Raw genomic sequence first — 15,745 nt, forward strand, 5'->3', positions numbered from 1 at the left:
CATCAATGCTCACAATTTAAAGAGAAGCTCTTATATTAATCGCTGAATAAATCACAAAATCACTTATATGTAATCTTTTAGTTTAAATGAGTACAAAAGTATTAGTCATAGAAGATGAAGAGGTATTGCGTCAGTCATTAGCTGATATTTTAGAACTTGAAGGTTTTGAAGTTATTTTAGCCAAGGACGGTTTGGATGGAATTGAAGTTCTTTCCGAAGAGACGCCAGATGTAATTGTTTCTGATATCATGATGCCAAGAGCTGATGGCTACGCTGTTTTGAATTTTGTGAGGCAAGAAAGTACCCTAATGCATACTCCATTTATTTTCTTATCAGCTAAATCGGAGCGGACAGATGTGAGATCGGGTATGAATAAAGGAGCTGATGACTATATCACCAAGCCGTTTGACTACCAAGAGTTAATTGATGCAATTAATGCACGAATAGTCAAGAGTCAGCCTTCTTTGGAGAGTATTTCTCAGTTAAAAGATCAAATCATCAATCAATCTGAGAAGTTAAAAGAGTTTGCTTTTATCAACTCTCATAAGGTGAGAGGGCCTATGGTGAACATCCTCAGTTTGATCGATAAATTGAACGATAATGATTCTGAAGTGTTAAAAGAGATGCTACACCAAAATGCAATTAGTTTAGATCAAGTCATTACTGACATGAATACAGCAATTGCAGATGAAATAGAGAATCCTTTTATGACAAATTCAGAGCCCAAAAGAATTCAATCTATTTATTTGATTGATGATGACCCTTTTCAGAATGCACTTAACACTCAGCTTTTGCATAATTATGCTGCTGATATGAAAGTGAAGACTTTTGAATCTGGAGAAAATGCACTCAAACATATCCTCTTGAATGCAGAGGTTCCAGACATGATCCTTTTAGATATTAATATGCCTGAAATGGATGGTTGGGAATTTCTCGAGAGCTTATTGAGTGAAGAAGATAAAAATATAGAAGTTCATATGCTTTCGTCTTCTTTGGACAACAGAGATAGAGTAAAAGCTTTTAGTTTTAAATGTGTGAAAGGCTTTATCTGTAAGCCCTTATCTGAAGAAATGATATCAAAAATTATCTTGAAATGATATAATAATTCGGGTGAGCGAACTGGTCGTTCTCTATTTTTATAAAATGATAGTAAGAAAAATTATTTTTTAATAGTAAAAAATACCATTTATTTCTATTTTTTGAACATTATTAATGTATAGACTAGCTATTTTTAGCCTATAACGTTTACAATGTTCTTTTTTTAAGAGAGAACTCAACTATCATTTTTATGAAACTATTACGATTTTTACTATCACTCTCTCTCACAGTACTTTTTATTTGGAGTGGAAATAAAAGACAGGAAATTGGGGGCAATCCTGTACCACCTTTGGGGAAATTTTTTGATCCATTTAATGGATTTTGGCAAAATGCAGAAAGTAGTACGGCTTATACCGATGCTACATTACAACTTCCAAGCTTGAAAAATGATGTTCAAGTTTCTTATGATTCCATACTTGTTCCTCATGTCTATGCTCAAAATGATTACGATGCTTTCTTAGTTCAAGGATATCTTACTGCTAAGCACCGATTGTGGCAAATGGAAATGCAAACACATTTGGCTGCAGGTAGGCTTACTGAAATCATGGGGGAGTCGTTGTTGAAAACTGATCGTTATCATCGACGTATTGGTTTGAAAAGAGCAGCTGAAATATTTATAAATGAAATTCAGAAAGATAAGGAAGTAGATTCAAAACTAGGGGCTTATGTACAAGGTGTAAATTCTTATATCAATTCACTTACTTACAGAGAGTATCCTTTAGAGTATAAATTATTAGATTATGCTCCCGAAGAATGGACGAAGCTAAAGTCAGGTTTACTTTTAAAATATATGGCGAATGACCTTTCTGGTCGTAATGAAGATGTGGAGTACACTAACGCAATCCAGCTTTTTGGCTCGGACTTATTTGCTTTAATGTATCCAGAAAGGTTAGAAGGTGAGGATCCTATTGTAAATAAAGAGAACAGATGGGAGTTTGATGCAGTGAAAATAGAAAAACCTCAATTAGGAACACTTTCAGAAATGCCTGTTTTGAAAGAAATGGACCCGAAGCCAAATCCAGATAATGGTAGTAATAACTGGGTTGTTGCAGGTTCTAAAACAGCTTCAGGAAATCCTATTCTATGTAATGATCCTCACCTAGGTCTAAATTTACCTTCTATTTGGTATGCAATTCACCTGAATACTCCAGAAATGAATGTGATGGGGGCATCACTTCCAGGTGCACCAACTGTTATTATTGGTTTCAATGAAGATATTGCTTGGGGAGTAACCAATGCACAAAGAGATGTTCAAGATTGGTATAAGTTAATCTTTGATGAAAGCAATAATTCTTACCTGTTAGATGATGAGTGGGTTAAGGCTGAAATGGCTGTCGAATCTTTCAAAGTTAGAGGTGGTGCAGATTTTATAGATACTGTTTATCATACATATTGGGGGCCTGTGGTTTATGATAATAGCTATGGTGGAGATTTAGACCCTCATTACTATGCCTTGAAATGGGTTGCACATGAGCCATCTCAAGAAATAAAAGCTTTGATGAATCTAAATAAAGCCAAAAGTTATGATGAATATCGTGAGGCCATTAAAGATTTTTCTAGTCCTGGACAGAACATGATTTTCGCATCTAATACCGGAGATATTGGAATGACAGTACAAGGAAGATATCCAATGAAATGGCAAGGGCAAGGTAAATTTGTAATGGATGGTACGACAAAAGCTAATGACTGGCAGGGTTTCATTCCTGTAGAACATAATGTATTTGACAAAAATCCAGAAAGAGGTTTTGTAAGCTCGGCAAATCAAATTCCTGCAGATTATACTTATCCATATTATATTTTTGATGCGGTATATGAGCATTACAGAAATAGACGAATCAATCAACTTTTGACAGAGAAGTCTAACATTACTGTATCTGAGATGGAGGAAATGCTTGATGATAATTTTAACCTACTTGCTTCTGAAAATTTACCTTTCCTTTTAGCGCAAGTGAAAGATAAAATGAATACTGAGAGTAAAAAGAAGTTTTTCAAGACATTAGCTGATTGGGATTTCTTTAATGATGCCGATCAAGTAGCTCCAGCGTATTTTGAAGCTTGGATGGATGAACTTTATGAAACTATTTGGGATGAAACCACAACTGACTTTATGGCATTAAAACGACCTTACAAGGCTGTGACCCACAAGTTGATTATGGAAAATCCAGACTTTCCTCTATTTGATATTGCTGAAACAGATAAGGTAGAAACGATGCAAGATGTTCTTCTTATTTCTTTTGAAAACGCAGTAAAGAAAGTCAAAGATTGGGAGGGAGAAGAACAAAATGCGGTATGGAAAAATTATAAATCTACGCAAGTAAAGCATTTGACTAGGCTAGCACCATTTAGTGTAGAAGTTCACAATGGAGGAAATCATAATATTGTGAATGCGACAAGTGAAAGACATGGTCCATCTTGGAGAATGGTTGTTGAGTTAGACCCTTCAGGTACAAAAGGGTATTTTGCTTATCCAGGAGGTCAAGAGGGAAATCCAGGGAGTTATTACTATGATAACATGATTAGAAATTGGGAGGCATGTAAGCTTTACCCAAATACTTTGATTTCCAAGGAAGACCCAGTAATGTCAAAGCTTACATTAAAAGCGGAGTAATTTTTTTAAAGAATTAATGAAATGAAAGATATATTATTAAAATCAATCGGAATTGCTTTTGTAGTAGGTTTAGCCCAATGGGTATTTCCGTGGTGGGGAACGGCTTCTGTAGCTGCGGCTACTTTTGCTCTGATTTATGTAAATCAGACAGCAACTAAAGCTTTTTTAAGTGGGTTTGTTGGTGTTGGAATTCTTTGGTTTGCTTATGCTTATTATCTAGACTCAAATAATGCATCTATTCTAAGTACAAAAATTGGAGAGTTATTTCAGTTACCAAATTATCAGTATTTATTTCTGATTACTGCGGTATTCGGAGGGTTGCTTGGCGGATTGTCTAGTTTAACAGGCTTTTCACTGCGTAAATTGTTTTAGTTCTAAGAATAAAATATAATTAAGAAGACCATCCAACTTGGATGGTCTTTTTTATTCAGTATCAGATATTCGTTCAAAAATAAATTCTCCTCCTTCATCACCCACGCTTCTTAATGGGTTTCCAATGGGAGTTTGATAACTCTCTTCAGCAACATTTTTTTTCACATATTGCACTAGATCAGATACTGCTACATATTTGACATTGTTCTGATTCAAGAAATCTAGCATGGTCTGACAAAATGGGCTATGTTGTCCTGCTATACCATCTCCAACAGTTTCCAACCGACCAGAAGCCAAAGCCCACCTAGACCGATATTGAGCAACATTTTCAATAAACCCTTTAGAACTTTGATTGAATAATGAACCTGAAAAACAAGCATCAGCTACTATAAAGATATGTTGTGCTCTTATATTTTTTATATTCTGTATAATTTCAGCATTACTCAATAGTGTACTCATTTTATCGGGAACACCATTTACAGGAACCCAATATCCTTCTTTCAAGATTTCATCAAAAATACCATGACCTGAAAAGTAAATCATCAGATTATCATTCCAACTCATATTTTTAACTAAATACTTTAAGGTGTCTTGAATAGCATCAAGAGTTGCTTTATTGTCATATAATTCAATAGTTCTAGGAGCTGTAAATGTATATTTCTGTTCCAATGTAGTGACAATTGCCCTAGCATCACTCACCGCATTGTTTAGTAAAGGATAGTTTTCATAATCATTAATGCCAACTGCAAGAAGATAGTTATGTCCTTCTTTATTAGTTGCAGTTAAGGTCTCGTCTTCTCTTCTCGTAACGGTAATTTCTCTGATAGCCTCATTCCCATTGATGTCAGTGGCTTTTATTTGGAAGTCATTTTGTCCCATAGCCAATTCTACATACACTTGGAAATCATTTTGTTCAGTCAGATCAAGCTTCATTCCATTGACCGAAACACTACTTACACCATATTCATCAATGATATTTCCTTTGATTAGAATTTCTTCTTGTGTCATAAGTAATTGTCCACCTCTCACCACAGGATGGCTGATGTTAATGAGGGGTGGGTAAATATCTTCTTCATCTCTGTAAACTATCGGAGGTATAATATTGAGATTGGTGACATTCCACATAAATAAATCCTCTGATAGGAATGCTCCTGTGGCTAGATATTTTCCGGTTGGGTCAAATTCAATGGCAGTGATTGTACCACCATTTTTTACTATGTTTTGACTTCTGAATTGTCTACTATCAGCTTCCCAAATATTAAAGAAGTCATCTTTCCCACTGCTGGCTAAATACTTTGAGTCAATACTAAAAGCAATATCGTAAATTCGATCAGTGTGTTTTTTGGGTAGTTTTATACTTTTGATACTATCATTTTCGAGGCTATGGATTAGAAGGCAACCCTTGTCATCTCCAGATGCAATGAGTTGCTTATTGGGGCTAATAGCTATAGCTCTAACCCAATCATCATGTTGGTAAACATCAATGAGTTCATCTTCCAATAAATCCCAGATTCCTACTTCGCCTTTGGTATTACTGAATCCTAACATAGTACCATCAGCAGCGTAGAATAAGTCTAAAATAGCTTGTCCTTTATTTGGGTTACGGCTATTTATTTTACTACCTGTTTTAAGATGGTATATAAATATATCACCACCTTTTGTGCCTATAGAGACTTCTTGATTGTTAGAATTGACAGTGAGATTGTATATTTTATCCTGAATATTGCAAATGATGGCGCGAGTGGTATCAAGTTCAAGATTGTATTCCCAGATGCAGTTTTTGAGTGTATTTTGTGAGCCGAACACTTTTTTATCGCCGACGAAATAGATTTTTTCATTGTCTGCAGAAAAGCTAATATCATGTAAGAAAGCAAGATCAGTTTGAATAATTGACCTTAGTCCTCTACTCCCCGAATACCAAATTGAAATACGACTCTTGTGGGCAATAGCGAAATATTTTCCATTAGGACTAAAATCGACTTGTTTGATATGACCTTCGGTTGGGAACGTCACAACTTCCCCTTGTCCTAAACAGAAAGAAGGGATAATCAGAAAACAGAAAATATAAAACCAATATTTATACATGCTTTAAAGCTTCTTGTCCAGAAATGAAAAAATCAATCCTATTTTAAAATTTAAGAACAAATTTTTCTCTCTAGTAGTTGATTGCCCCAAATAAGAAGCTGATGCATCTTGAAGAAAGTTTTCATTATCCTCTACTTCAGAAATCATTCCTATGGTTCGGGTATTATAGTATTCTACAGCCTTGAAAACATCATTTAAAGAAATTCCTAAATCAAAAGACACAACTCTATTGACTTTCAATATAATTCCCAATTCAAGACCAAAAATGATTTGCTCGTCATTGTCCAAATAGCGAATAGGTTCAATGAATTCTGGGTTAAAAGGATCATCTATATCAAAAATATCAAGGTTTGCACCTTCGCTTGCATCTGTTATAATATCCTTATATCCTTTGCGCATCATATATGTATTTTGAGGGAAATCTAGAAGTCTCGGTCGATGGAAAAGTATGCCTGCTAGAAAGCTGATATAAAATTGTGTACGCTTAATAGAAAAGGTTTGGTATCTGAAAACAGCATTTAAGAAATGATTTTGAAGTTGAAGGTTACCAGCAAACTCATCTAATAATATGATATCATTTGTATTATTTTCATTTATGACCATAGTTCCAATCGTATAAAGGTCATTTAGTCTTATAAAATGATAGTTGGTACCTATGGCAATATTGCGACTAATATTGTAGAGTAAAGCGCCGCCAAAATTACTTGCTCTACTTCCATTTAAGTCGGGAGAATTTAGTAACTGAAGAGGGGATACATGAAATTCAAAAGCTGGGTTATCTTGTGAATATCCAAAGTTAAGCGTCTGTGTATTTAATAGAAACGAGAGAATTAAGGCTTTTGCGATGCAATGAAATTTAAAATGTATAAAGTACAATTTATACTTATTCCAAATAGTGTCTTTTTCCTTCATTTTCAGTTTTTAGCTCAAGGTTCTTCAGTATTTTACCGAAGTTTACTAGAAATTAGCATTTAACTTTATTTGCAAAAAATATTTAGAATGATTATCTAGAGAAAAAGCTCTGCATGCATACTAATTTTGGACGATTTTAGTATGTAGAGCAAAGATTCTAATATTTTTTTGAAGTTTAAGAATAACCAAAGACAACTACGCAATAACCAATAAACAACACATGATGAATACAATCACTATTATTCAGCAAGTACTATTCGTGATTACCCTCGGAATAGCTGGCTTCTTTGTTTTTAAGAGAGCTAGTTCCATTCGTAGGAATATCCTTTTAGGTAAAGACGCTGAATTCAACGATCAAAAAGGAAAGAGATGGGGGACAATGTTCAGAGTTGCTTTTGGACAACAAAAGATGTTTGATCGCCCGTTCGTAGGATTTATGCACTTCTTGATTTATGCAGGATTTCTATTAATCAATATAGAAATGCTGGAAATTATATTGGATGGAATTTTGGGTACTCATAGATTGTTTGTTCCTGTTTTGGGAGATGTTTATCCTTTTCTAATCAATTTCTTTGAGTGTGCAGCTATAGGAGTCGTTTTGGCTTGTGTCGTATTCTTACTTAGAAGAAATGTAGCTCGTATCAAACGATTCCATAAGGATGAAATGAAAGGTTGGCCTACAAGTGATGCAAATATCATTTTGGTATGGGAAATCGTTTTGATGTTCTTTCTATATACCATGAATGCAACAGATTATTTGCTTCAAGAAGCAGGTGATGCTCATTACCCTGTAGTTGGCAGCTTTGCAATTAGTCAATATCTAGTGCCTTTATATAGTGGCCTTTCTCCTGAGGCTTTAGTGATGGTTGAAAGATCAGCTTGGTGGGTACATATCATTGGTATTTTAGGATTCGCTGTTTATATCACATATTCTAAACACCTTCACATTGCATTAGCTTTCCCAAATACCTACTTCTCTAGATTGGAGCCACGTGGTAAGATGAAAAATATGGAGAGTGTGACTAATGAGGTTAAAATCATGATGGGAGCACCTGCTGAGGATTCAGGCGAAGAAGTTGGGACTTTTGGAGCTAAAGATGTTAAAGACTTGCAGTGGAATCAAATCATGAGTGCTTATTCGTGTACTGAATGTGGTCGATGTACTTCTGAGTGTCCAGCAAACTTAACAGGTAAAAAACTATCTCCTCGTAAAGTGATGATGGATATAAGAGATCGCGCTGAAGAAGTTGGGAAAAATATTGATCAACATGGAGCAGATCATGATGACGGTAAATCACTATATGGAGATTATATCTCAAAAGAGGAGTTGATGGCATGTACATCATGTAATGCTTGTGCCGATGCTTGTCCGATTAACATTGATCCACTTTCAATCATTTTGGATATGAGAAGATATGTTGCAATGGAAGAAGCAAGTACACCAGCTTCTTGGAATGCAATGTTCCAAAATGTAGAAAACAGTCAAGCACCTTGGGCATTCCCTGCTGCAGACCGTTTCAAATGGGCTGAAGAGATTTCAAATTCTGTAGACAGCCAACAATAATTTTTTAACCAAATAAACACAATCAACCATGAGCGAGAATATTAAAATCCCTACAATGGCCGAAATGGCTGCTGAAGGCAAAGAACCAGAAATCTTATTTTGGGTAGGATGTGCAGGTTCGTTTGACGATAGATATAAAAGAGTTACTGTTTCATTTATCAAAATATTAAACAAAGTAGGAATCAACTTTGCAGTGTTAGGACCTGAAGAAAGTTGTACTGGAGACCCTGCTCGTAGAGCTGGTAACGAGTTTCTTTTCCAAATGCAAGCAATGACCAATATTGAGGTATTAAATGCTTACAATGTGAAAAAGATTGTAACAGCTTGTCCTCATTGTTTTAATACACTGAAGAATGAATATCCTGAGCTTGGCGGAGAATATGAAGTGCTTCATCACTCTGAATATCTCCAACAATTGATTAATGCAGGAAAGGTGAAGGTACAAGACGGGGGTGAGTTTAAAGGAAAGAAAATCACTTTCCATGATTCTTGCTATCTAGGTAGAGCAAATGATGTTTATGAAGCTCCTCGTGATGTTTTGAAGGCATTAGATGCTGATCTTGTAGAAATGAAAAAATGCAAGACTAAAGGTCTTTGTTGTGGTGCCGGAGGTGCTCAGATGTTTAAAGAGCCTGAGCCAGGAAATAAAGATATTAATATTGAACGTACTGAACAGGCATTGGATACAGGAGCTAAAATTGTCGCAGCAGGTTGCCCATTCTGTATGACTATGCTTTCAGATGGTATCAAGAATAAAGAAAAAGAGAAGGAAGTAAAAGTACTAGATTTAGCTGAAATGCTTGCTCAACAATTATAGTCTTTGAAAACTTTTCCAATTAATGAATGGATGTAGTTAAAGGATCCCCTGTTTACTTTGTGTGAATAGGGGCTTTCTTTTGCTAAACAAATTTAAAGTGTTTGGGTTAAATCATTAAACAAATATTGAACTATGGAAATAAATATAAATCTCATCATTTTTATCCTAGCTGCGAGTACTCTTTTCCCAATGGCAGGGTATTATTTGGATTATCGAAAGAAGAAAAAAAGTTATAAAGCGAGAGAAAATCAAAAAAATAAATCGATTTAGGAGCCTAAGTAAGGCTCCTTTTTTTGTACTTCTTCATTTTTATTACATAGGTCTAGGATTGGGAATTATATGTTAAGAACTCTAGTTTATTTATTCGAAAGGTGTAATCATGGTAGGACTTATTACATCTGAAAGAAATGATTTTATTCAGTGTTAAAAATATTTGATCTGAAGCATTTCTTCAGGCAAAATGAAATTTTCTCTCCACTGTTTCTTGATTAACATAGAAAAACCCATAGGGCTTTGCCGATGGGTTTTTTGCTTAATTAGTCCCAACAGAATATAACTTTTTGGTGAATATTGCTTTTAATTGTTAGTTAAAAAGCAAATAAATAACAAACCTGATTTCGCATGCTTACAATTGTAGCATTAGCCTTATTCTTATCCATTATTTCAATTCCTAACCTTCAAGCTCAAAGTCAAGAACTTGCTATAGGAAATACAATAGATACTGTTTATTCAGATTCGACCATTGTAGAAGAACCGATTTCTACAAAACCAGAAAAGAACCTGAGATCAAGTATAATGGGTGGTCCTTCTTATACTCCAGAAATGAGTGCAGGGGTAGGAGGTGCGGTCTTATTTACTTTTAAGACTAATCCAAAAGATTCATTGATTCAACGGTCAACCGTGCCTATTGCCTTCAACTTTTCACTTACAGGAGCAATGGTTTTTGCTTCAGCTCAAAGTCTCTTTTTTAACCAAGATAAATTCAGAATCCAAAATAAGGTAATCTATAAACAGATGCCCGATCATTATTTTGGGGTAGGGTACGAATCTGCAACTGAAATTGGTGATGTAGGAGATAATACAACACTTTATGATCGATTTTCATGGGAATTAAACCCCGTATTTATTTGGCAAGCTGTACCTAATGTATTTTTAGGTGCTGGTATAGACTTAAATAGAACTTGGGTGGAAAACCCGAATGAGAGAATGCAAGAAGATAAAGACTTCAAGAAATTTGGAGATGATATCTTTAACAGTGGATTCATACTTCAAGCACAGTATGATACCAGAGATGTAAATGCAAATGCATACGAGGGGATGCTTTTGAGCATTCGAGGTAACTTTTTCTCAAAAAGCTTAGGTAGTGACTTCAGCTATCAACAGTTAGAACTAGAGTACCGCCAGTTTAAACAGCTATTCAATAGACGTAGTGTTTTGGCATGGATGGCAAAAACAGAAATAGGTTTTGGAGATGTACCTTATACAGAAATGTCAATGATTGGTTCCCCTAATGACTTAAGAGGTTATAGATGGGGGAAGTTTAGGGACAGAAGTATGGCTTATGGTATGGTAGAGTACCGACATATGTTTAACCGACGAAAGCCAAATAAAGAAGGGAGTTATGAATCTAAATCTGGATTTGCGACTTGGGTAGGAGCTGGTACAATGGGGGATACTCCTAAAGATTGGAGTCATTTACTTCCAAACGTCGGTGTTGGCTATCGATATGAGGTTCAGCCACGAATGAATTTTAGATTAGACGTAGGGCTTGAACCAGGAACTGGAAATGTGCTATTCTATATGAACATGACCGAAGCGTTCTAAACATTTCCTTTATTCGTCAATTAATAAAAAAGACCTCTATTCAAACATTCTAGTGTTGAATAGAGGTCTTTATATTATTTATAAATGAGATAACTATGCCTTAATTTCTTCTTTCCAGCATTCAACACCTTTATCTAGACCTATATTTTTAGCTAGAAATACAGGGTTTTTTCCTTCTTTCTTTTGAGCCATATAATCTTTAAGGGCTGCAAAAGCAATCGGTGAAAGTCTCAAAATTGCGTAGATATTTATAAGAGCCATTAAGCCCATAAATAAATCGGCAAGGTTCCATACCAATCCAATTGAAGTATATGCTCCAAACATCACCATGATCAGAACAAAAACTCTATACATTATAAGGTAGACTCTATTGCTTGAAATAAACTTAATATTTGATTCGCCATAGTAGTAGTTACCTACAATCGAGCTGAATGCAAATAGAAGAATGCATACAGCTATAAAAGGAGTACCCCAATCACCAACTTGGCTTTTCATAGCTGCTTGAGTAAGCTGAATACCATCAACTCCTTTTACAGTGTATTCTCCAGAAATAAGAATAAGAAAAGCTGTTGCAGTACAAATAAGAAGCGTATCTGTAAATACACCGAGTGTTTGAATAAATCCTTGCTTTACAGGGTGGGTAACATTGGCTGTTGCTGCCGCATTTGGTGCTGATCCCATACCTGCTTCATTGGAGAAAAGCCCTCTCTTAATACCTTGCATTAGTGCTGCTCCTACGGCTCCACCTGCTACTTGTTCAAGTCCGAAAGCGTTATTTACAATCAAAGCAATGATTGAAGGTACTTGTCCGATGTTAGAAATAAGTACATAGATGGCTACCAAAATGTAAGCAACAGCCATTATAGGTACTAATGTCTCAGATACTTTTGCAATTCTTTTTACTCCACCAAAAATGATTATTGCAGTCAGAAATGTAAGTGCTAATCCGAGCTGAATACGATCAATTCCATAAGCTTCTTGGAAGGCAAAAGTGATGGTGTTTGATTGTACTGCATTAAAAATAAAACCAAAGCAAATGGTAATAAGTATGGAGAATACAATACCGAGATTTCTACTTCCTAATGCTTTTTCGATATAATAAGCAGGGCCACCAACAAATGAATGCTTGGTTGGTTCTTTTTCTTTATAAATCTGAGCTAAAGTACTTTCTACAAAGGCAGATGCAGAACCAATAAGAGCGATTAACCACATCCAAAATACAGCACCAGGTCCTCCTGCTACGATAGCTAGTGCTACACCCGCTAAGTTTCCTGTACCTACTCGAGATGCAGTACTGATACAAAATGCTTGAAAAGAAGAAACACCACCTCTTTTACTGGTTGCTCCTTGTGCCAAAAGGCTGAACATTTCCTTTATATTGACAAATTGTACGAATCCACTTTTTATCGTGAAAAATAAGCCTGCTCCAATCAATAAAATGATAAGTACATAAGACCAAAGAATATTGTTACTTTCGTTTACAAATGATTCAAAGAGTTCTAACATAATTTGAGATTCCTGTGATGTGTTATTCTTGAGAAGTACGTGGTATATTTTCAATGAAATCTTCTCAAAAGAAATATATAATAATTACAACCACTTTTTTGATCTACTTATTCCTTTCGTGACACTTAATTCCTATTTATTTTTTAGAAATACAGAGTCGCTAAGAAATAAGGGTGATTATATGCTTAGATTAAAATCTTTCAAATCTACCAGAATGAGGTAGAAATATTACTTTATAAATGAGACGGTCATTTCATAAGGAATACTGAAAGACATGAAAAAACCCGTTCTGAATTGCTTCAAAACGGGCTAATTTATTGAAAAGGATAGATTTATCCTCTTCCCATTAAACGACCTCTAAGGCCTCCTTTTTTCTTTCCTTTTTTACCACCTCCGGCACCAGGAGCATTACCACCAGTCATACGGTTAATTTTCTTCATTGCTTTACGCATTTCATTGAATTGCTTCAGCAAGTTGTTAACCTGTTGGATAGAAGTACCTGAACCAGCTGCCAATCTTTTCTTTCTTGAGTTGTCAATCAAGTCTGGATTAGCACGCTCTTTTGGAGTCATTGAATAGATGATAGCTTCAACTGGTTTGAATGCATCTTCATCAATTTCTTGATCTTTCAAGGCTTTACCCATACCCGGGATCATTCCCATCAAGTCCTTGATGTCACCCATTTTCTTGATGCTTTGGATTTGAGAAAGCAAATCGTTGAAGTCAAGTTGGTTTTTACGCAACTTTTTGTTCAAACGAGCAGCTTCTTCTTCGTCGAAAGCTTGTTGTGCTCTTTCTACCAAAGATACAACGTCACCCATACCTAAGATACGTTGTGACATACGCTCTGGGAAGAACTCATCAAGAGTGTTGTCTAGTTTCTCACCAGTAGAGATGAATTTGATTGGCTTTTCTACAACTCTACGAATTGATAGAGCAGCACCACCACGAGTATCACCATCTAACTTAGTAAGAACAACACCATCAAAATTCAGACGATCGTTGAAAGTCTTAGCAGTGTTAACAGCATCTTGACCTGTCATTGAGTCAACTACGAAAAGTGTCTCAGAAGGAGCAATGGTTTCTTTGATCTCAGTGATCTCGTTCATCATTTGCTCATCGACAGCCAAACGACCTGCAGTATCGACTACTACAATGCTTTTACCGTTTGCTTTCGCATGTTTGATACCATTTTGAGCAATCTCAACAGGGTTTTTATTTTCTCTTTCGGTATAAACCTCAATTCCTGTTTGCTCACCAAGCGTTTCAAGCTGATCGATAGCGGCAGGACGATAAACGTCACAGGCTACGAATAAAACTTGTTGTCCTTGTTTTTTAAGACGAAGTCCAAGTTTACCAGTAAAAGTAGTTTTACCAGAACCTTGAAGACCAGCAATTAAAACTACCGCAGGGCTGCCTTTTGGAGAAAAAGGAACCATCTCACCACCCATAAGCTCAGTAAGTTTATCACTTACGATCTTAGTGAACATTTGTCCTGGTGAAACTGCAGTAAGTACGTTTTGACCTAATGCTTCTTCCTTGATCTCGTTGGTAACTTCTTTTGCAATTTTGAAGTTAACATCGGCATCTAGAAGAGCTCTTCTTATTTCTTTGATCGTAGCAGCAACGTTTACTTCACTGATACGACCTTCTCCTTTGATATTCTTAACGGCTCTATCTAGCCTTGAACTTAAATTCTCAAACATGAATATTAGACTTTAAAAAAATATTCGTTGTAATATTCTTATGTGACGCTTCAATTTGAACGTACAAAAATATCGTTTTTTTAACTATAATCCTATTAACCTTCTTCAAGAAGTTAATTGTTGAGCTTAATTAAAGGCTTTTTAACTGATCTGATTCTTTAAATGGGCAATCTCATCTTGAAAGTCGAGCTTTTCAAGACCTTCCATCTTTTGTATGGTTTTTTCTGCAAAGTTTCGGTATTCGTCAGTATTCGGATTAAAAGGGCGATGTTCGGCAGCTCGTTTTAATTTCTCAACCACTTTCAACATTTCTTTTGCTTTGTTGTCAAAGTATGTTTGCTGAAAGTGTTCCCAAATATAGTCTATACTTTCTTTACTAGGATGTACCATATCAGATTCAAAGAATCTATAATCTCTCAAATCATCTAAAAGTAATTCATAAGAAGGGAAATATGAACAGTTATCAAATTCTTGTGTCATTTGATGGCAAGCCAATCGTAATGTAGATTTACTCACGCTATTCAGCTCTAAACCATCTCTGATATGTCTAACAGGACTTACCGTAAAGATAAACTCAGTGGAAGAAGGGAATAATGATCTGATTTCTTTCAAATCATTTAAGCAAGCTTCATAACTTAAAAGTTCTCGGTCAAATTCTTTATTAGGAATCTTGTGACAGTTGCCTACGATTTGGCTTGAGTTTTTCTTTTTGTAAACGAAAGCAGTACCTAAAGTGATTATTACTTTTTTATAATGTGTCAGATTTCTATGAATCTTTTTTATCTCTTTATTCATTTTTTCTAAGGTTTCTTTTTGAGAAGAAAAACTCAGAGAAGAATGAAAGTCGAAATGTCGCCAAACTCCTTGATTTTGGAATAGGTCTTTTTCCTCTATTAACTTTTCAGAAGCGCACCTGCTTAAACACTGTTTGATTGATGAAGGATTATATAATATCCCAAAAGGATTTTGATGAATTGAAAATTTGTGGTAGGCTAATAAATTACCAATGTGCTCCGAAAAACACGATCCAATTAGTAAAATGGGGGTGTCAAATGATATTTTTTTATCCGAAGGATTTATCTCAAATGTCGTACGGAATACTCTAGCCATTGCGAATCAACTTTTTTTGCAAAACTAATTGTTTATCTCTCTATAATGAAAAACAATCTTCCTTTGTTAATGTACTTGGAATAACTACTTTTGTGGACTGAAATCAAATTTCAATCGGTAAGAAGATTAATTTTTACACTTAC

The 15,745-nt window shown here is 35.3% G+C and carries 11 protein-coding genes; 6 read left to right on the forward strand and 5 right to left on the reverse strand.

What is annotated here, in order from left to right; genetic code table 11:
- Positions 1 to 86 precede the first annotated feature (86 nt).
- The 3 genes from BC781_RS17785 to BC781_RS17795 all read left to right on the forward strand — a co-directional run bounded on the left by BC781_RS17785 (position 87) and on the right by BC781_RS17795 (position 4,078).
- Complete coding sequence (locus BC781_RS17785; RefSeq protein WP_109620318.1) at positions 87 to 1,097, forward strand: response regulator; 1,011 nt, start codon at positions 87 to 89, stop codon at positions 1,095 to 1,097.
- A 191-nt stretch (positions 1,098 to 1,288) separates the two neighbouring features.
- Positions 1,289 to 3,706 carry a penicillin acylase family protein gene (locus tag BC781_RS17790; protein WP_109620321.1) on the forward strand — a complete coding sequence of 806 codons (2,418 nt, stop codon included), beginning with the start codon at positions 1,289 to 1,291 and terminating at the stop codon, positions 3,704 to 3,706.
- A 21-nt stretch (positions 3,707 to 3,727) separates the two neighbouring features.
- Positions 3,728 to 4,078: a hypothetical protein gene (locus BC781_RS17795; RefSeq protein ID WP_109620323.1), complete on the forward strand. Its 351-nt coding sequence runs from the start codon at positions 3,728 to 3,730 to the stop codon at positions 4,076 to 4,078.
- Positions 4,079 to 4,129: 51 nt separating this feature from the next.
- On the opposite strand, the gene BC781_RS17800 is transcribed toward BC781_RS17795, so the two are convergent.
- Together BC781_RS17800 and BC781_RS17805 are read right to left on the reverse strand one after the other, a co-directional pair.
- Positions 4,130 to 6,163 carry a caspase family protein gene (locus BC781_RS17800; RefSeq protein WP_109620325.1) on the reverse strand — a complete coding sequence of 678 codons (2,034 nt, stop codon included), beginning with the start codon at positions 6,161 to 6,163 and terminating at the stop codon, positions 4,130 to 4,132.
- A 3-nt stretch (positions 6,164 to 6,166) separates the two neighbouring features.
- Positions 6,167 to 7,075: a hypothetical protein gene (locus BC781_RS17805; RefSeq protein ID WP_109620327.1), complete on the reverse strand. Its 909-nt coding sequence runs from the start codon at positions 7,073 to 7,075 to the stop codon at positions 6,167 to 6,169.
- Positions 7,076 to 7,307: 232 nt separating this feature from the next.
- Here BC781_RS17805 and BC781_RS17810 point away from each other — a divergent pair, with 232 nt between their 5' ends.
- The 3 genes from BC781_RS17810 (at position 7,308) to BC781_RS17820 (ending at position 11,280) form a co-directional block, all read left to right on the forward strand.
- Complete coding sequence (locus BC781_RS17810) at positions 7,308 to 8,639, forward strand: (Fe-S)-binding protein (RefSeq protein WP_109620806.1); 1,332 nt, start codon at positions 7,308 to 7,310, stop codon at positions 8,637 to 8,639.
- Positions 8,640 to 8,667: 28 nt separating this feature from the next.
- Positions 8,668 to 9,456, forward strand: a complete 789-nt coding sequence (locus tag BC781_RS17815) for a (Fe-S)-binding protein (protein WP_109620329.1) — start codon at positions 8,668 to 8,670, stop codon at positions 9,454 to 9,456.
- 621 nt (positions 9,457 to 10,077) lie between these two features.
- The gene (locus tag BC781_RS17820) at positions 10,078 to 11,280 is read left to right on the forward strand and encodes a BamA/TamA family outer membrane protein (RefSeq protein WP_109620331.1); all 1,203 of its coding nucleotides are present in this window, start codon (positions 10,078 to 10,080) and stop codon (positions 11,278 to 11,280) included.
- Between the two features lie 93 nt (positions 11,281 to 11,373).
- On the opposite strand, the gene BC781_RS17825 is transcribed toward BC781_RS17820, so the two are convergent.
- The 3 genes from BC781_RS17825 to BC781_RS17835 all read right to left on the reverse strand — a co-directional run bounded on the left by BC781_RS17825 (position 11,374) and on the right by BC781_RS17835 (position 15,602).
- Positions 11,374 to 12,786: an alanine/glycine:cation symporter family protein gene (locus tag BC781_RS17825; protein ID WP_109620333.1), complete on the reverse strand. Its 1,413-nt coding sequence runs from the start codon at positions 12,784 to 12,786 to the stop codon at positions 11,374 to 11,376.
- Between the two features lie 332 nt (positions 12,787 to 13,118).
- Entirely contained in the window at positions 13,119 to 14,492 is a 1,374-nt protein-coding gene (ffh, locus tag BC781_RS17830; RefSeq protein ID WP_109620335.1) for a signal recognition particle protein, read from the reverse strand.
- 141 nt (positions 14,493 to 14,633) lie between these two features.
- The gene (locus tag BC781_RS17835) at positions 14,634 to 15,602 is read right to left on the reverse strand and encodes a GSCFA domain-containing protein (RefSeq protein WP_109620337.1); all 969 of its coding nucleotides are present in this window, start codon (positions 15,600 to 15,602) and stop codon (positions 14,634 to 14,636) included.
- Positions 15,603 to 15,745: the final 143 nt, after the last annotated feature.

The organism is Sediminitomix flava (genome assembly GCF_003149185.1).
Classification (GTDB): domain Bacteria; phylum Bacteroidota; class Bacteroidia; order Cytophagales; family Flammeovirgaceae; genus Sediminitomix; species Sediminitomix flava.